The sequence below is a fragment of the Streptomyces sp. MK37H genome, from assembly GCF_018035285.1.
In the GTDB taxonomy this organism is placed as follows: Bacteria; Actinomycetota; Actinomycetes; order Streptomycetales; family Streptomycetaceae; genus Streptomyces; species Streptomyces endocoffeicus.
In genome coordinates, this window is record NZ_JAAAYH010000017.1 from 1 (window position 1) to 16,753 (window position 16,753).

Below are 16,753 nucleotides of genomic sequence, written 5' to 3' on the forward strand. Positions count from 1 at the left end.
TGCGGGCACGGAGTCGGTCGCCTCCGTCCACAGATCCTGCTCGGCGCGATCCGCCTGGATCTGGCGGTACACGAGGAGCCCGCCGATGGCGGCCAGTGCGACCAGGAGCAGCTTCTTCACCGCGCTACCTCGTCTCTTTCTTGACGTAGGGGACCTCTGGCGCCTGATGATACACACCGACCGATACCGATCGGTGACCTATGACCGGCATTGGCCGATGAGAAACCGGGAAGGAAGCGGGGATCAACTCCCTGCCCCCATACGACATCAGCCCGGACGGAGAAGATCTCCATCCAGGCTGATCGCGACGGTGGGGCTAACAGGACTTGAACCTGTGGCCTCTTCCTTATCAGGGAAGCGCTCTAACCGTCTGAGCTATAGCCCCGCGCTGCACCGAAAGATTAGCGCACCACCTGCCCTGTCCCAAAATCGGTAACGGGCGGGCCGCTACTCGTCCTCGGCCAGGGTCAGCTCGACGCCGCCCACGAAGCCCGCCGACAGGTTGTAGATGAAGGCCCCGAGCGTGGCCAGCGCGGTCGCCAGCACCACATTGATCACGGCGATGATCCCGGTGAACCCCAGGACACGCGGAAGCGACAGGAAGGACTCCAGGTCGAACCCGCTGCCCTTCTGCGACTCCGTGGCGTCGCTGATGGTGCCGCCCACCGCGCTGAAGACGCCCATGGCGTCCATGACCATCCACAGCACCGCCACCGCGATCACCGTGCAGATCCCCAGCGCGATCGCCAGCAGGAAGCTGACCTTCATGACCGACCACGGATCGACCCTGGCGACCCGCAGCCGGGCCTTGCGGGTCCGCGGCGCCGGACGGGCCCCCGCGGACGTACGGGGGCGGCGGACGGCCGTGGCGGCCTGCTGGTGCCCCGTCTGGGCGGTCTGGGCCGACTGCCCGGGCACCGCGGAGCCGCCCCGTCCGGCCCCGCCGCCGGGCGGCGGGGCGTACGCCTGCGGCGGGTGGTACGGCTGCGCGGGCTGGGCGGGGGCGGGACGCTCGTTGGGGAGCGGGCTGGAGTGCTGGGGCTTGGGGTGCGGATCGCGCTGCGGCCGCAGCTTCCGGGTCTCGGTCACCGCCGCGGCGGCGGAGTCCCCGGCCGGGCCACGGGCGCCGTCCCCAGCGGTGTGACCACCCGTCGGGGCCCCTGATCCCGGACGCCCTCCGGCGTCCGCACCGCCGCCCGCGGCACCCGTGGCTCCACTCACGACTTACTCCTCGGTCTCGTCGGCCGGGGGCGCTGTGCCCTCGGCCGCCTCGGACTCGGCCTCCTCGGCCGGCGCGTTCACGGTCGCGGTTTCTTCCTCGACCTCTTCAGCCTCACGACCGGCCTCGGCGTTCCGGGCGATGCCGACGACGGCATCGCGCTTGCCCAGGTTGATCAGTTGGACGCCCATGGTGTCACGGCCCGTCTCCCTGACCTCATTGACCCGGGTGCGGATCACGCCACCGCTGAGCGTGATGGCGAGGATCTCATCGGTCTCCTCGACCACCAGCGCCCCGACCAGGGAACCACGGTCCTCGACGATCTTCGCCGCCTTGATACCGAGACCGCCGCGCCCCTGGACGCGGTACTCATCGACATTGGTCCGCTTCGCGTACCCGCCGTCGGTGGCGGTGAACACGAACGTACCGGGCCGGACGACATTCATCGAGAGGAGTTCGTCGCCCTCGCGGAAGCTCATGCCCTTCACACCGGAGGTCGCGCGCCCCATCGGCCGCAGCGAGTCGTCGGTCGCCGTGAACCGGATCGACTGGGCCTTCCTGCTGATCAGCAGCAGATCGTCCGCGGAGGAGACCAGCTCGGCGCCGATCAGCTCGTCCTCGCGGCCGTCCTCCATCTCCCGGAGGTTGATCGCGATCACACCGCCCGAGCGGGGCGAGTCGTAGTCCTTCAGCGGGGTCTTCTTGACCAGGCCGGACTTGGTGGCCAGCACCAGATACGGCACCGCCTCGTAGTCCCGGATGGCGAGAATCCGCGCGATCTTCTCATCGGGCTGGAAGGCCAGCAGATTCGCCACATGCTGGCCGCGCGCGTCACGTCCCGCGTCCGGGAGCTCGTACGCCTTCGCCCGGTAGACCCGGCCCTTGTTGGTGAAGAAGAGCAGCCAGTGGTGGGTGGTCGAGACGAAGAAGTGGGAGACGATGTCGTCCTGCTTCAGCTTCGTCCCGCGCACGCCCTTGCCGCCGCGCTTCTGCGAGCGGTAGTCCTCGGTCTTGGTGCGCTTCACATAGCCGCCACGCGTGATCGTGACGACGATGTCCTCCTCGGCGATCAGGTCCTCGATGGACATGTCGCCGTCGAAGGGGACCAGCTTGGTGCGCCGGTCGTCGCCGAACTTCTCGACGATCGCGGTCAGCTCCTCGCTGATGATCTGCCGCTGCCGCTCGGGCGAGGCCAGGATCGCGTTGTACTCGTTGATCTTGGCCTGCAGCTCGTCGTGCTCCTGGACGATCTTCTGACGCTCCAGGGCGGCCAGCCGCCGCAGCTGCATCTCGAGGATCGCGTTCGCCTGGATCTCGTCGATCTCCAGCAGGCCCATCAGGCCCTCGCGCGCGGTCTCCACCGTGTCGCTGCGCCGGATCAGCGCGATGACCTCGTCGATCGCGTCCAGGGCCTTGAGCAGACCGCGCAGGATGTGCGCCCGCTCCTCGGCCTTGCGCAGCCGGAAGCGGGTCCGGCGGACGATGACCTCGACCTGGTGGGTGACCCAGTTGCGGATGAACGCGTCCAGCGAGAGGGTGCGCGGCACACCGTCGACCAGGGCCAGCATGTTGGCGCCGAAGTTGGTCTGCAGATCGGTGTGCTTGTAAAGGTTGTTGATGACGACCTTGGCGACCGCGTCCCGCTTGAGCACGATGACCAGGCGCTGGCCGGTGCGCGAGGAGGTCTCGTCACGGACGTCGGCGATGCCGCCGACCTTGCCGTCCTTCACCAGGTCGGCGATCTTCTGCGCGAGGTTGTCCGGGTTCACCTGGTACGGCAGCTCGGTGACCACCAGGCACTGCCGGCCCTGGATCTCCTCGACCTCCACCACCGCGCGCATGGTGATCGAGCCGCGCCCGGTGCGGTACGCCTCCTCGATGCCCTTACGGCCGACGACCAGCGCCCCGGTCGGGAAGTCCGGGCCCTTGATCCGGTCGATCAGGGCGTCGAGCAGCTCCTCCTGCGTGGCCTCGGGGTTGGCCAGGGCCCACTGGGCGCCCTCGGCCACCTCGCGCAGATTGTGCGGCGGGATGTTGGTGGCCATGCCGACCGCGATCCCCGCCGAGCCATTGATCAGCAGGTTGGGGAAGCGGGCCGGCAGGACCGTCGGCTCCTGGTTACGGCCGTCGTAGTTGTCCTGGAAGTCGACGGTCTCCTCGTCGATGTCCCGGAGCATCTCCATCGACAGCGGCGCCATCTTGCACTCGGTGTACCGCATGGCCGCCGCGGGGTCGTTGCCCGGGGAGCCGAAGTTGCCGTTGGAGTCGACCAGCGGCATCCGCATGGACCACGGCTGGGCCAGCCGCACCAGCGCGTCGTAGATCGACGAGTCGCCGTGCGGGTGGTAGGTGCCCATGACGTCGCCGACGACGCGGGCGCACTTGTAGAAGCCCTTCTCGGGGCGGTACCCGCCGTCGTACATCGCGTACAGCACCCGGCGGTGCACCGGCTTGAGGCCGTCCCGGACGTCGGGCAGCGCACGGCTGACGATCACGCTCATCGCGTAATCGAGGTACGAGCGCTGCATCTCCGTCTCGAGGCCGACCGGCTCGACGCGGAGGGCGGCGCCCTCGGCGAGCTCGTCGGGGGTCAGGTCGTCGGGCGTGTTCGGGGTGTTCTCGTCGGCCATTGCTGGTCAAAGTCCTTCTGTCGTCTGCGGCTGGGGGCCGACTCAGATGTCGAGGAAGCGGACGTCCTTGGCGTTGCGCTGGATGAACGAGCGCCGTGCCTCGACGTCCTCACCCATGAGGACCGAGAACAGGTCGTCGGCCTGGGCAGCGTCGTCCAGCGTGACCTGGCCAAGAACGCGGTGGTCCTGGTCCATCGTGGTCACCCGCAGCTCTTCGGCGTTCATCTCGCCCAGACCCTTGAAGCGCTGGACCGAGTCGTCCTTGATGCGCTTGCCCTGCTCCCGGCCGGCCTGGATCAGCGCGTCCCGCTCCCGGTCCGAGTACGCGTACTCGACCTCGTCCCGGCCCCACTTGATCTTGTAGAGGGGCGGACGGGACAGGAAGACATGCCCCGCCTCGACCAGCGGGCGCATGAAACGGAAGAGGAAGGTCAGCAGCAGGGTGTTGATGTGCTGGCCGTCGACATCGGCGTCCGCCATCAGGATGATCTTGTGATAGCGGAGCTTGGCGATGTCGAAGTCCTCGTGCACCCCGGTGCCGAAGGCGGAGATCAGCGCCTGGACCTCGTTGTTCTGAAGGATCTTGTCGACCCGGGCCTTCTCGACGTTGAGGATCTTGCCTCGGATCGGGAGGATCGCCTGATACTGCGGGTTGCGGCCGGACTTGGCCGAGCCGCCGGCGGAGTCACCCTCGACGATGAAGATCTCGCACTTCGACGGGTCGTTGGACTGGCAGTCGCTCAGCTTGCCCGGCAGCGAAGCGGTCTCCAGCAGCCCCTTGCGGCGGGTCAGATCGCGCGCCTTACGGGCCGCGACGCGGGCCGTGGCCGCCTGGATGCCCTTGCGGACGATGTCCGCCGCCTCATTGGGATTGCGGTCCAGCCAGTCGGCGAGATGCTCGTTGACGATCTTCTGGACGAAGGTCTTGGCCTCCGTGTTGCCCAGCTTGGTCTTGGTCTGGCCCTCGAACTGGGGCTCGCCCAGCTTGACCGAGATGATCGCGGTCAGGCCCTCGCGGATGTCCTCACCGGTGAGGTTGTCGTCCCGCTCCCGGAGCAGCTTCTTGTCGCGCGCGTACTTGTTGATCAGGTACGTCAGCGCGGCGCGGAAGCCCTCCTCGTGGGTGCCGCCCTCATGGGTGTGGATGGTGTTCGCGAAGCTGTAGACGCCCTCGGTGTACTGGGTGTTCCACTGCATCGCGATCTCGAGGGAGAGCATCCGCTCCTTGTCCTCGGCCTCGAAGCCGATCACCGTGGGGTGGACCAGCTCGCCCTTGCGGGAGTTGAGGTAGGTGACGAAGTCGACGATGCCGCCCTCGTAGTGGTACTTCACGGAGAGCGGCTTGCCCTCCTCGTCCACATGGGCCTCGCGCTCGTCCGTCAGCGAGATCGACAGGCCCTTGTTGAGGAACGCCATCTCCTGGAAGCGCCGGGCCAGCGTCTCGAAGGAGTACTCGGTGGTCTCGAAGACCTCCGGGTCCGCCCAGAAGGTGACCGTGGTGCCGGTCACCTCGGTGGCCTCGTGCTTGGCGAGCGGCGCCGTGGGGACGCCCATCTTGTAGTCCTGCGTCCAGCGGTGGCCGTCGGTCTTGACCTCGACGGACACCTTGCTGGACAGGGCGTTCACGACGGAGACGCCCACGCCGTGCAGACCACCGGAGACGGCGTAGCCGCCGCCGCCGAACTTACCGCCCGCGTGCAGCACCGTCAGCACGACCTCCACGGCCGGCTTCCCCTCCGAGGGGACGATGCCCACGGGGATCCCGCGGCCGTTGTCCACGACGCGGACGCCGCCGTCGGCGAGGATCGTGACCTCGATGGTGTCCGCGTGACCGGCCATGGCCTCGTCGACGGAGTTGTCGACGACCTCCTGGACGAGGTGGTGCAGGCCGCGCTCACCGGTGGAACCGATGTACATACCGGGTCGCTTGCGGACCGCCTCCAGCCCCTCCAGAACGGTGATCGCACTGGCGTCGTACGACGGCGGAGCCAGGGCCTCGCCGTCGGGCGTGGACGGGATGTTTTCGATGGGGTTGCCGGAATCGGCCACGAAGCGCCCTTTCTGGCACAGCACAAGCCGTCTCCGGGCAGGCGGGAGCGGCTGCGTCGTTCAACATGTGTCCGCAAGCGCTCGGTGCGCCAGCGGCGACGGTGTACGGCCCCAGTCTACCGGTAGCGCCGACAAGAATGGGGGCTTGCTGCCGTCTGAGTCCGCATGTGCCGCCCTGAACCGGCCGCCAGCGACTCCCCATATGCGGGGACGGGCTCCAAGAGGCTCACGCCGCCACTCAGCGCTTCGGGCTGTCAACCACCGGCTACCGTGACCGGGGTCTCAGCAGTCACCCTGTTACCCCCGGTTAACACCAGCGCTCGAACGCCGGTCAGCCGTAGGTGTCCCCCGGGCCCGTGGAGCCCGGGGAGCGCAGCGGGCCGTAGCGCCGGGGCGGGCCGCCGGGGCCCAGAACCTTGATCAGCTTCACCGTGCCCTGGCCCAGATCGGCGTTGAGCCGGGCCACGAGCTGGGGCGCGAGCAGCCGCAGCTGGGTCGCCCACGCCGTGGAGTCGCAGCGCACCGTGAGCACCCGGGCGTCCTCGTCGTAGCGCTGGGGCTCGCAGTGCTGGGCCACCTCGGGGCCCACCATCTGGGGCCAGCGGCCCATCACCCCGCCGACCGCGGCCGGGGTCTCCCAGCCACGCTCGGTGATCAGCCGGTTGATCGCCGCACCGAGCGGAAGCGGATCGCGGCCATCGGCGCGCGCGCCGGAGCGCAGGCCCCCTCTGCGCGCCTGCTTCTTCTGCTGGGCCGCCGCCCCCCGGGCGCGCGCCTGCTCCTTGGCGGCGCGCAGCGCCACCCGCGCGAGATCGACCCCTGAGGGCTCGGGCACCGGCGAGGACCCGGGCGCCGCCGAGGGCCGCGCGGGCTGGTCCATCCCGTCGGTCATACGCGCCGCACCTCGCCCTCGGACACCGCATAGCGCGTACCGGTCAGCACATGCGGGACGTCGTCCTCCACCGCCGCGGTCACCAGCACCTGCTCCCCGGGGGCGACCAGCTCGGCCAGCCGCTCCCGGCGCCGCTCGTCCAGCTCCGCGAAGACGTCGTCGAGCACCAGCACCGGCTCGCCCGCCTCGGCGCGCAGCAGATCGTAGGAGGCCAGCCGCAGGGCGAGGGCGTACGACCAGGACTCGCCATGGCTGGCGTAGCCCTTCGCGGGGAGCCGGCCCAGCTTGAGCACCAGGTCGTCGCGGTGCGGGCCCACCAGCGTGACCCCGCGCTCGATCTCCTGCTTACGGGCCTCGGTGAGGGCGGCCATCAGCAGCTCGTACAGCTCCTCGCGGCTGCCCGCGTCGGCCAGCCCCTCACCAGCCGAGCCGCGGTACTCCAGCAGCACCGGGCCGCCGCCGGGGGCGAGCTGCTCGTACGCCTTGTCGGCGAGCGGCTGGAGCACGGAGATCAGATCGAGCCGCTGGGCGAGCAGCTCGGCACCGGCCCGGGCCAGATGCTGGTCCCAGACGTCGAGAGTGGACAGGGCCGCGTCGCCGCCCCCGCTGCGCGAACCGTGGCGCCGGGCCAGGGCGGCGGTCTTCAGCAGGGTGTTGCGCTGCTTCAGCACCCGGTCGTAGTCGGAGCGGACCCCCGCCATCCGGGGCGCCCGCGCGGTGATCAGCTCATCCAGGAACCGGCGGCGCTCGCCCGGATCGCCCTTGACCAGGGCCAGATCCTCGGGCGCGAACAGCACCGACCGCAGGATCCCCAGCACATCACGCGGTCTGACCTGCGACGATCGATTGATACGGGCGCGATTGGCCTTGCCCGGGTTGAGCTCGAGCTCGATCAGCTGCTGCCGGTCCCCCTGGACGACCGCGGCCCGGACCACGGCCCGCTCCGCGCCCATGCGGACCAGCGGGGCGTCGGAGGAGACCCGGTGGCTGCCGAGGGTGGCGAGATAGCCGACGGCCTCGACGAGATTGGTCTTGCCCTGGCCGTTGGGCCCGACGAAGGCCGTGACGCCCGGGTCGAGCGCCACCTCGGCCCGGACGTACGAGCGGAAGTCGGCGAGCGAGAGATGCGTGACGTGCATAGTGGGCTGCGCCGACCTCCCCCGGCAGTACTGCTTGCTTCCGACCCCGAGGGGTGGTTACTTCTCGTTGCTCTCGACCGCGTGGCCACCGAACTGATTGCGCAGCGCGGCGACCATCTTCATCTGCGGCGAGTCCTCCTGGCGGGAGGCGAACCGGGCGAAGAGCGACGCAGTGATCGCGGGCAGCGGCACGGCGTTGTCGATCGCGGCCTCCACGGTCCAGCGGCCCTCACCGGAGTCCTCCGCGTAGCCCCGCAGCTTGCCCAGGTGCTCGTCCTCGTCCAGGGCGCGGACGGCCAGGTCCAGCAGCCAGGAGCGGATGACCGTGCCCTCCTGCCAGGAGCGGAAGACCTCGCGGACGTCGGTGACCGAGTCCACCTTCTCCAGCAGCTCCCAGCCCTCGGCGTACGCCTGCATCATCGCGTACTCGATGCCGTTGTGGACCATCTTGGCGAAGTGGCCCGCGCCGACCTTGCCGGCGTGGACGGCGCCGACCTCGCCCTCGGGCTTGAGCGCGTCGAAGATCGGCTGGACCCGGGCCACATGGTCGGCGGCGCCGCCGTACATCAGCGCGTAGCCGTTCTCCAGACCCCAGACACCACCGGAGACACCGCAGTCGACGAAGCCTATGCCCTTGGCGTTGAGCTGCTCGGCGTGCTTCTCGTCGTCGGTCCAGCGGGAGTTCCCGCCGTCCACGACGATGTCGCCGGGCGACAGCAGCTCGGCCAGCTCATCGATGGTGATCTGGGTGGGGACGCCCGCCGGGACCATGACCCACACCACTCGCGGGCCCTTGAGCTTGTTGACGAGCTCATCGATGCTGTGGACATCGGCGACGTCCGGGTTGCGGTCGTATCCGATGACGGTGTGGCCTGCGCGGCGGATGCGCTCGCGCATGTTGCCGCCCATCTTGCCGAGGCCGATGAGACCGAGCTCCATCAGTGATCCTTTGTGCCGTAGTCCGTTGCGTTTCGCGGTGAATCCGAGCCTACGCCCGCGGGTAGCCGCACAGATGTGGGCTACACCTGCTCATTCGCTCGGCTTTCAGCCGCTCAGTCGGACCGGCATGATCAGGTACTTGTACGCCTCGTCCGCCTCGGCGTCCATGGCGGGCTTGCCACTCAGCAGGGCGGGCTTGGTCGAGGTGGTGAAGGACAGCTGGGCGACCGGCGAGTCGATCGCGCTGAGCCCGTCCAGCAGGAACGTCGGGTTGAAGGCGATCGAGATGTCGTCGCCGTCGAGCTGGGCGTCCACCCTTTCCACAGCCTGTGCGTCGTCGCTGGATCCGGCCTCCAGGATCAGCACGCCCTGCTCGAAGGTGAGCCGCACCGGGGTGTTGCGCTCGGCGACCAGGGCCACACGCTTGACGGCCTCGACGAACGGGGCGGTCTCGATCACCGCGACCGAGTTGAACTCGGTGGGGAAGAGCGTGCGGTACTTCGGCAGGTCGCCCTCGAGCAGCCGGGTGGTCGTACGGCGCCCGGCGCCCTCGAAGCCGATCAGGCCCTCGCCCGCACCCGAGCCGGAGAGCGCGAGCGCGACGGTGTCACCGCTGGTCAGCGACTTGGCGGTGTCGAGGAGCGTCTTGGCGGGCACCAGCGCGACGGCGGAGATGTCGGGAGTCTCGGGCTTCCACAGGAACTCGCGGACCGCGAAGCGGTAGCGGTCGGTGGAGGCCAGCGTGACGGTGTCGCCCTCGATCTCGATCCGCACACCCGTGAGCACCGGCAGGGTGTCGTCACGGCCGGCGGCGATGGCGACCTGGGCCGCGGCGGCGGCGAAGACCTCACCGGGGACGGTGCCGGTCGCGGTCGGCATCTGCGGCAGTGCCGGGTACTCCTCCACAGGCAGGGTGTGGAGTGTGAATCGCGAGGAGCCGCAGACCACGGTCACCCGCACCCCGTCGCTGGAGATCTCCACAGGGCGGTTGGGAAGGGCGCGGCAGATGTCGGCGAGGAGCCGGCCGGAGACGAGGACGGTGCCGTCGTCCTCGATGTCGGCCTCCACCGAGACGCGGGCCGAGACCTCGTAGTCGAAGCCGGAGAGGCTGAGCGCGCCTTCCTCCGCCTTCATCAGGATCCCCGCGAGGACGGGCACCGGCGGTCGGGCCGGGAGGCTGCGGGCCGTCCAGGCCACTGCCTCCGCGAGTACATCGCGCTCCACCCGGATCTTCACCGTAAGCCGCCTCCTGCTGTTGCTGGCTCGCCCTGCTGGCCTTCGTCGTCGGCTGTGTCGCCGGAGACCAGTCTGACGCACGCCGCCGACAGTCGGTGCGGCTCGGGGTCAAGTCGGTGCGCGGGGTGTCGGGCGGCTCGGCCCGAGGTTGTGCACAGGCCCCACTTCGAAGCGATTTCCTCGCTATCTCTATGTGGTCGTAGTAGTAGGCCCTGTGGAAACCGTGGAAAACTCGATCTTCCCTGGTCAGAGGCGATTTTTTGTCCACCGGGCCTGTGGGTGGGGGCGGTGGACAACCAGGGCTTTCTGTGGACGCCGAAGAGTTCTGCACATGCGATGCACAGACATCGCCCGGTTCTCCCCAGCGCCGTCCCCAGTTTTACCCACCTTCCCCACAGCCCAACCCGCCTCTTCGGTGTGACGCCTTTCACTCGGCCCGGTGACCGTGGCCGTTTCGTTGCCGAACAGTGGACAGCGGTGTGGAGAAGCTGTGGGCAACGGGCTTTTGGCTGTGGGTTGCCGGTGGACAAGCTGACGCGCGGCCTGTGGGCATCTCGATCATCCACAGTCTGTGGACTCCCGTTAGCCACAATTCCACAACCCGCTGACCTCGGGGGATCCCCTTTCCACCGGACACCCTGTGGACGCTATCGGGACAACTCCCATGTCCCCAGGGTGTGGACGGTGGATGAGCTGTGGATCTGTGGAGAACCGGGCCGGCCGGGCAGGGAATCGAACAGCTTCGTAGCGGTGAACGACGAGGGACGGCGATGTAACGAGGGAGGACGACGAAGGGCGCCCCGGGAGATGTCCGTCCCGGAGCGCCCTTCAGCGGTTCGCGGTGGCCCTGCGGGCCCCTCTCAGCCGTTCTTGATGCGGTTGGTCAGCTCGGTCACCTGGTTGTAGATGGAGCGCCGCTCGGCCATCAGCGCCCTGATCTTGCGGTCGGCGTGCATCACCGTCGTATGGTCGCGGCCGCCGAACTGCGCGCCGATCTTGGGCAGCGAGAGATCGGTCAGCTCCCGGCAGAGGTACATCGCGATCTGCCGCGCGGTGACCAGCACCCTGCTGCGGGAGGCGCCGCACAGATCGTCGACCGTGTGCCCGAAGTAGTCGGCGGTCGCGGCCATGATCGCGGTGGCGGTGATCTCCGGGGCCGCGTCCTCGCCGCCGGGGATCAGATCCTTCAGCACGATCTCGGTGAGTCCGAGGTCCACCGGCTGCCGGTTCAGGCTCGCGAAGGCCGTCACTCTGATCAGCGCGCCCTCCAGCTCACGGATGTTGCGGGAGATCCGCGAGGCGATGAACTCCAGCACCTCCGGCGGTGCGTTCAGCTGCTCCTGCACCGCCTTCTTACGGAGGATCGCGATGCGGGTCTCCAGCTCCGGCGGCTGCACATCGGTGATCAGGCCCCACTCGAAGCGGTTGCGGAGCCGGTCCTCCAGGGTGACCAGCTGCTTGGGCGGCCGGTCGGAGGAGAGCACGATCTGTTTGTTGGCGTTGTGGAGCGTATTGAAGGTGTGGAAGAACTCCTCCTGCGTCGACTCCTTGCTCGCCAGGAACTGGATGTCGTCGACCAGCAGGATGTCCATGTCGCGGTAGCGCTTGCGGAACGCGTCCGCCTTGCCGTCGCGGATGGAGTTGATGAACTCGTTGGTGAACTCCTCCGAGCTCACATAGCGCACCCGGGTGCCGGGGTAGAGGCTGCGGGCGTAGTGCCCGATGGCGTGCAGCAGGTGGGTCTTGCCGAGCCCGGACTCGCCGTAGATGAACAGCGGGTTGTACGCCTTGGCCGGTGCCTCGGCGACGGCGACCGCCGCGGCGTGCGCGAAGCGGTTGGACGCGCCGATGACGAAGGTGTCGAAGAGGTACTTGGGGTTCAGCCGCGCGGTCGGCTCACCGGGGCCGGACGCGGGCGCGGGCTGAGCGGCGAGCGGGCCGGGGGCGCCGGTCTGCGAGGGCAGCACGGGCGGGCCGCCGCGGGCCCGCTCGAGCGGGTCGGGCAGATCGTGGCGCTGCTCGTACGGCGGGCGCTCGGGGCTCGCCCCGGGGCCGGGGATGCCACCGGGACCGCCCGGCCCGGGGCGCTCGGCACCCGGGCCGCGGTAGTCGCCGCGCGGCTGCGGCTCGTACGGCTGCTGGTCATAGCCGGACTGCTGGTCGTAGCCGGACTGCTGGTCATAGCTGGACGAGGCGCGCTGGGATGCGTACGGGTCGCTCTCGGGGAAGCCGCCGAGCCGGGGCTGCTGCCAGCCGTAGTCGTCACGGCCCCGCGGCCAGGCGCCCGGTTCGGGGCGCGACTGCTGATACCCGGGGTACGCGGGGCGGGCCGACGGAAGATCGTCCGGCGCCTGGCGGCCATAGCCGTCCCGGCCGTCGTAGCTCTCGTAGGACTCGCGCTGCTCGCGATGGGGCTGCGGGGGGACGATCGGTTCGCCGGCGGACTCGTCCACGGTGATCGCGATGCGGATCGGGCGGCCGCACTCCCGGCTCAGCGTCTCGCTGACGACGGGGGCCAGCCGGCCCTCCAGTACGCCCTTGGCGAATTCATTGGGGACGGCGAGCAGCGCGGTGTCGGCGACCAGCGCGAGGGGCTGGCACCGCTTGATCCAGTGCTCGTCCTTGGCTTCGACGCCTTGTCCGCCCTGCCCGGAGCCCTCTCCCAGCAGCCGCTCGAGCACACGTGGCCACACTGCGGCAAGATCGGCGGGTACGTCAGCCACAGGGCACGCTCTCTCACTCGCTGGGTGGGGGACGCCGACAGGTCCCACGAATGCGTGGTTCTCGGGACGGGCGTGAAGGAATCGGAGCCCAGCCACGGTAGTCAGGCCGGGGTGCGCGGTTCAAGTCGTTGTCCACAGGGTGTGTACAAATGTGCCATGCGATGTCGCCGGGCGTTCCCTTGCCCCTAGGTTGTGGGGGATGGCGCGCTGTCAGGGTGTCGGCCACCGGTTTGACCGGATGGCGTAACCGCGCGTACCGTAACCAGGTCGAGTTGTCGATGGCTGCTGCCGCCTGCCTCCGATGGGCAAGGATTCACGGGCTGATGGTCCGTGGTCGTGAAGCGGTGCACTCGGGCGTATTGCGAGCTACTCGTGGGCGCACGGTGACAGCCAAGCGATAGACCGCCACCATCCGATTCATTTCTGGAGCCCCCGAGTGAGCAAGCGCACCTTCCAGCCGAACAACCGTCGTCGCGCGAAGACCCACGGCTTCCGGCTGCGGATGCGCACCCGTGCCGGCCGCGCGATCCTCGCGTCCCGCCGTAGCAAGGGTCGCGCCCGCCTGTCGGCCTGAGCAGCCTGACCCAAGGTCCATGACGTGCTGCCTACCGAACATCGGCTGAGGCGGCGCGAGGACTTCGCGGCCGCGGTACGCCGAGGACGCAGGGCCGGGCGCCCGCTCCTTGTCGTGCACCTTCGCACCGGCCTCACCAGCGGTGATACGGACCCGCACGCATCCGGGGAGAGTGCTCCTCCGGCGCGTGCGGGTTTCGTCGTAAGCAAGGCGATCGGCGGTGCCGTCGTCCGCAATCTGGTGAAGCGGAGACTGCGCCACCTGATGCGGGACCGCATCGACCGATTTCCCGCAGGTAGCCTTGTGGTCGTACGGGCGCTGCCCGGCGCGGGTGAGGCGGGTTACGACCAGCTCGCCCGCGATCTCGACACGGCAGTGCAGCGGCTACTGGGAGGGGTGCCGCGATGAAGTACCCGCTGCTGTGGTTGATCAAGCTGTACCAGTGGACCATCAGCCCGATGCTGGGACCGGTCTGCAAGTACTACCCGTCGTGCTCGCACTATGGCTATACGGCCATCAACCGGCACGGTGCGGTAAAAGGAACGGCGCTGACGGCCTGGCGCATCCTGCGCTGCAATCCATGGTCACTCGGTGGCGTCGACCACGTCCCGCCCCGGAAGCGTCCGGTGTGGCACCAGCGGCTGCGGAACCGCCTCGGCGGGCATCCGGCTGTGGAGCCTGCCGCACAGCCCGAGACCCAGCCCAAAGCCCAAGGAGCCTGATTCGTGGACACGATCCTCGGTCCTCTTTATGACGTAGTTTCCTGGATCATCGTCCAGTTCCACTCGTTCTACAGCTTGATCTTCGATCGGGACAGTGGCTGGGCGTGGGGTCTGTCCATCGTTTCCCTGGTGGTGCTGATCCGGATCTGCCTGATCCCGCTCTTCGTGAAGCAGATCAAGTCGACGCGGAACATGCAGGCGCTCCAGCCCAGGATGAAGGCGATCCAGGAGCGCTACAAGAGCGACAAGCAGCGCCAGTCCGAAGAGATGATGAAGCTCTACAAGGAGACGGGTACCAACCCGCTCTCGAGCTGTCTGCCGATCCTCGCGCAGTCGCCGTTCTTCATCTCGCTGTACCAGGTGCTCAACCACATCGCGAACAACAGGACGGTCGGTGTCATCGACCAGTCGCTGCTGGACAGCGCCCGTAACGCCCACATCTTCGGCGCTCCGCTGTCGGTGAAGTTCATGGACTCGGCCTCGAAGGTCGAATCCCTCGGCGCCTCGCTGACCGACGTCCGCATCGTGACGATCACCATGATCGTCCTGATGTCGGCCTCGCAGTTCTTCACCCAGCGCCAGCTGATGACCAAGAACGTCGACCTCACGGTGAAGACGCCGTTCATGCAGCAGCAGAAGATGCTGATGTACGTCTTCCCGATCATGTTCGCCGTCTTCGGCATCAACTTCCCCGTCGGTGTCCTCGTCTACTGGCTGACCACCAACGTCTGGACCATGGGCCAGCAGATGTTCGTCATCCGCCGGAACCCGACCCCGGGCAGCGTGGCCTTCAAGGCCCGCCAGGAGCGGCTGCGGGCCAGCGGCAAGCTGAAGGAGGAGCCGGCCGAGGTCGCCGCGAAGGAGGCGGCCGAGACGGCGCGGGCCAACCGTCAGCAGCCCAAGCGCCAGACGAAGGCACAGCGCTCCACGACCGGCCACAGCAAGGCCAGCTCGCAGCCGGCCTCCTCGGTCTCCACGGAGAAGTCCACCGAGGACAAGCCCGCCGAGAAGCAGGGCCCGGGGCAGAAGAAGGGCGCGCAGGGCGGCAAGCCGGCCGGCGGCGGCTCGGCTTCCGGCTCCTCCCGTGGCTCGAAGTCCGGCCAGCGCAAGGGCCAGCAGCGCCCCAAGCACCCGTCCAAGAAGTAACGAAGGAGTCCATCCGTGACGGAAGGCACCACCCCGGCAGCCGAGGGTGTCGACACCCTGACCCGCCTTGAGCAGGAAGGGGAGATCGCGGCCGACTACCTCGAGGGGCTGCTGGACATCGCGGACCTCGACGGCGACATCGACATGGACGTCGAGTCCGATCGCGCAGCGGTGTCGATCATCAGCGACTCGACCAGTCGTGATCTGCAGAAGCTGGTCGGCCGCGATGGCGAGGTGCTGGAGGCCCTTCAGGAGCTGACCCGCCTCGCGGTGCACCGGGAGACCGGTGACCGCAGCCGGCTGATGCTCGACATCGCCGGATATCGGGCCCGTAAGCGTGCCGAACTGACCGAGCTGGGCACCAAGGCGGCCGAGGAGGCGAAGGGCACCGGTCAGCCGGTGAAGCTCAAGGCGATGACGCCCTTCGAGCGGAAGGTGGTGCACGACGCGGTGGCCGCCGCCGGACTGCGCAGCGAGTCCGAGGGCGAGGAGCCCCAGCGCTGCGTGGTCGTGCTTCCGGTCTGAAGCGGTTCCGCTCGTGATCCACACGGCCCCGTCTGCACGCAGACGGGGCCGAACCTTGTCAGCCTTACATCATCGTTCAGCAGAGTGTTCGGTACGGAAGGACGGTCCCCGTGACGGAAGCAGCGGAGCTCCCCCCGGCGCCCCCCGAGGCAAGGGACGTATTCGGTGACCGCTTCCCGGAGGCCGTCCGATACGGCGAGCTGCTGGCCGATGTGGGCGTGACCCGCGGGCTGATCGGCCCGCGCGAGGTGCCGCGGCTGTGGGAGCGGCATCTGCTGAACTGCGCCGTGCTCTCCGAAGTGGTGCCCGAGGGCGTCACCGTCTGCGACGTGGGCTCGGGCGCCGGGCTCCCCGGTATCCCGCTCGCCCTGACCCGTCCCGATCTCCGGATCACGCTGCTGGAGCCCTTGCTGCGCCGGACCAACTTTCTGCGGGAAGTGGTGGAGCTGCTGGGGCTGGAGCATGTGACCGTGGTGCGCGGCCGCGCCGAGGAGGTCCTCGGCAAGCTGACCCCGATGCATGTGGTGACGGCACGGGCGGTGGCCCCGCTGGACCGGCTGGCCGGGTGGGGGGTTCCGCTGCTGCGCCCGTACGGCGAGATGTTGCTACTGAAGGGCGACACCGCCGAGGAGGAGCTGAAGCAGGCCCGGGCCGCGCTGGGGAAGCTGGGCGTGGTGGGGACCTCGGTGCTGCATGTCGGTGAGGGAGTGGTGGACCCGCCGTCCACAGTGGTGCGGGTCGAGGTCGGGGAGAGCCCTGGGGGTGTGCGCTTCGCGGCTAAGCGGGCCAAGGCGGCTCGCCGGTCGCCGCGCCGTCGGCCCTGAATCAGGAGCATTGCTCCATACAAGCTGGCAAAACTACACATACCGGAGTGTCGCGACCCATCGACGAGGCCTCCCGTGCATCGTGTTTCACGTGAAACGTCGCTCCCTGCTGCATGGAATCATCAGTCGCGGTCG

The 16,753-nt window shown here is 68.7% G+C and carries 15 protein-coding genes and 1 tRNA gene; 6 read left to right on the forward strand and 10 right to left on the reverse strand.

The annotated features are described in order from the left end of the window. The 10 genes from GWI24_RS04545 to dnaA form a co-directional block, all read right to left on the reverse strand. On the reverse strand, positions 1-120 hold a 120-nt coding region (locus GWI24_RS04545), incomplete at its 3' end, for a DLW-39 family protein (RefSeq protein WP_210944632.1). Between the two features lie 191 nt (positions 121-311). Then, a tRNA-Ile gene (locus tag GWI24_RS04550) sits at positions 312-385 on the reverse strand. 62 nt (positions 386-447) lie between these two features. Beyond that, the gene (locus tag GWI24_RS04555; protein WP_210944603.1) at positions 448-1,221 is read right to left on the reverse strand and encodes a DUF3566 domain-containing protein; all 774 of its coding nucleotides are present in this window, start codon (positions 1,219-1,221) and stop codon (positions 448-450) included. Between the two features lie 3 nt (positions 1,222-1,224). Next, a complete protein-coding gene (gene gyrA / locus GWI24_RS04560) occupies positions 1,225-3,849 on the reverse strand; it encodes a DNA gyrase subunit A (protein ID WP_210944604.1) in 2,625 nt (874 codons plus the stop codon). 42 nt (positions 3,850-3,891) lie between these two features. Further along, positions 3,892-5,922: a DNA topoisomerase (ATP-hydrolyzing) subunit B gene (gene gyrB / locus GWI24_RS04565; protein ID WP_210944605.1), complete on the reverse strand. Its 2,031-nt coding sequence runs from the start codon at positions 5,920-5,922 to the stop codon at positions 3,892-3,894. Positions 5,923-6,229: 307 nt separating this feature from the next. After that, positions 6,230-6,790 (reverse strand): DUF721 domain-containing protein, encoded by a 561-nt coding sequence (locus tag GWI24_RS04570; protein WP_210944606.1) that lies wholly within the window; start codon positions 6,788-6,790, stop codon positions 6,230-6,232. Then, positions 6,787-7,929 (reverse strand): DNA replication/repair protein RecF, encoded by a 1,143-nt coding sequence (recF, locus tag GWI24_RS04575; protein WP_210944607.1) that lies wholly within the window; start codon positions 7,927-7,929, stop codon positions 6,787-6,789. The genes GWI24_RS04570 and recF overlap by 4 nt, the downstream gene beginning before the upstream one ends. 57 nt (positions 7,930-7,986) lie before the next feature. Further along, a complete protein-coding gene (gene gnd / locus GWI24_RS04580) occupies positions 7,987-8,868 on the reverse strand; it encodes a phosphogluconate dehydrogenase (NAD(+)-dependent, decarboxylating) (RefSeq protein WP_210944608.1) in 882 nt (293 codons plus the stop codon). Positions 8,869-8,973: 105 nt separating this feature from the next. Next, positions 8,974-10,104: a DNA polymerase III subunit beta gene (dnaN, locus tag GWI24_RS04585; protein WP_210944609.1), complete on the reverse strand. Its 1,131-nt coding sequence runs from the start codon at positions 10,102-10,104 to the stop codon at positions 8,974-8,976. Between the two features lie 860 nt (positions 10,105-10,964). After that, positions 10,965-12,827 carry a chromosomal replication initiator protein DnaA gene (gene dnaA / locus GWI24_RS04590; RefSeq protein WP_210944610.1) on the reverse strand — a complete coding sequence of 621 codons (1,863 nt, stop codon included), beginning with the start codon at positions 12,825-12,827 and terminating at the stop codon, positions 10,965-10,967. A 436-nt stretch (positions 12,828-13,263) separates the two neighbouring features. Here dnaA and rpmH point away from each other — a divergent pair, with 436 nt between their 5' ends. The 6 genes from rpmH (at position 13,264) to rsmG (ending at position 16,618) form a co-directional block, all read left to right on the forward strand. Continuing rightward, entirely contained in the window at positions 13,264-13,401 is a 138-nt protein-coding gene (rpmH, locus tag GWI24_RS04595) for a 50S ribosomal protein L34 (protein WP_003956500.1), read from the forward strand. Between the two features lie 24 nt (positions 13,402-13,425). Then, positions 13,426-13,809 (forward strand): ribonuclease P protein component, encoded by a 384-nt coding sequence (gene rnpA, locus GWI24_RS04600; protein WP_164434876.1) that lies wholly within the window; start codon positions 13,426-13,428, stop codon positions 13,807-13,809. After that, a complete protein-coding gene (yidD, locus tag GWI24_RS04605) occupies positions 13,806-14,123 on the forward strand; it encodes a membrane protein insertion efficiency factor YidD (RefSeq protein WP_020869966.1) in 318 nt (105 codons plus the stop codon). Before rnpA ends, yidD begins: the two co-directional genes overlap by 4 nt. A gap of 3 nt (positions 14,124-14,126) precedes the next feature. Then, positions 14,127-15,269 carry a membrane protein insertase YidC gene (yidC, locus tag GWI24_RS04610; protein ID WP_210944611.1) on the forward strand — a complete coding sequence of 381 codons (1,143 nt, stop codon included), beginning with the start codon at positions 14,127-14,129 and terminating at the stop codon, positions 15,267-15,269. 15 nt (positions 15,270-15,284) lie between these two features. Beyond that, a complete protein-coding gene (locus GWI24_RS04615; RefSeq protein WP_210944612.1) occupies positions 15,285-15,794 on the forward strand; it encodes a R3H domain-containing nucleic acid-binding protein in 510 nt (169 codons plus the stop codon). Between the two features lie 110 nt (positions 15,795-15,904). Further along, entirely contained in the window at positions 15,905-16,618 is a 714-nt protein-coding gene (gene rsmG, locus GWI24_RS04620; RefSeq protein WP_037954600.1) for a 16S rRNA (guanine(527)-N(7))-methyltransferase RsmG, read from the forward strand. Positions 16,619-16,753: the final 135 nt, after the last annotated feature.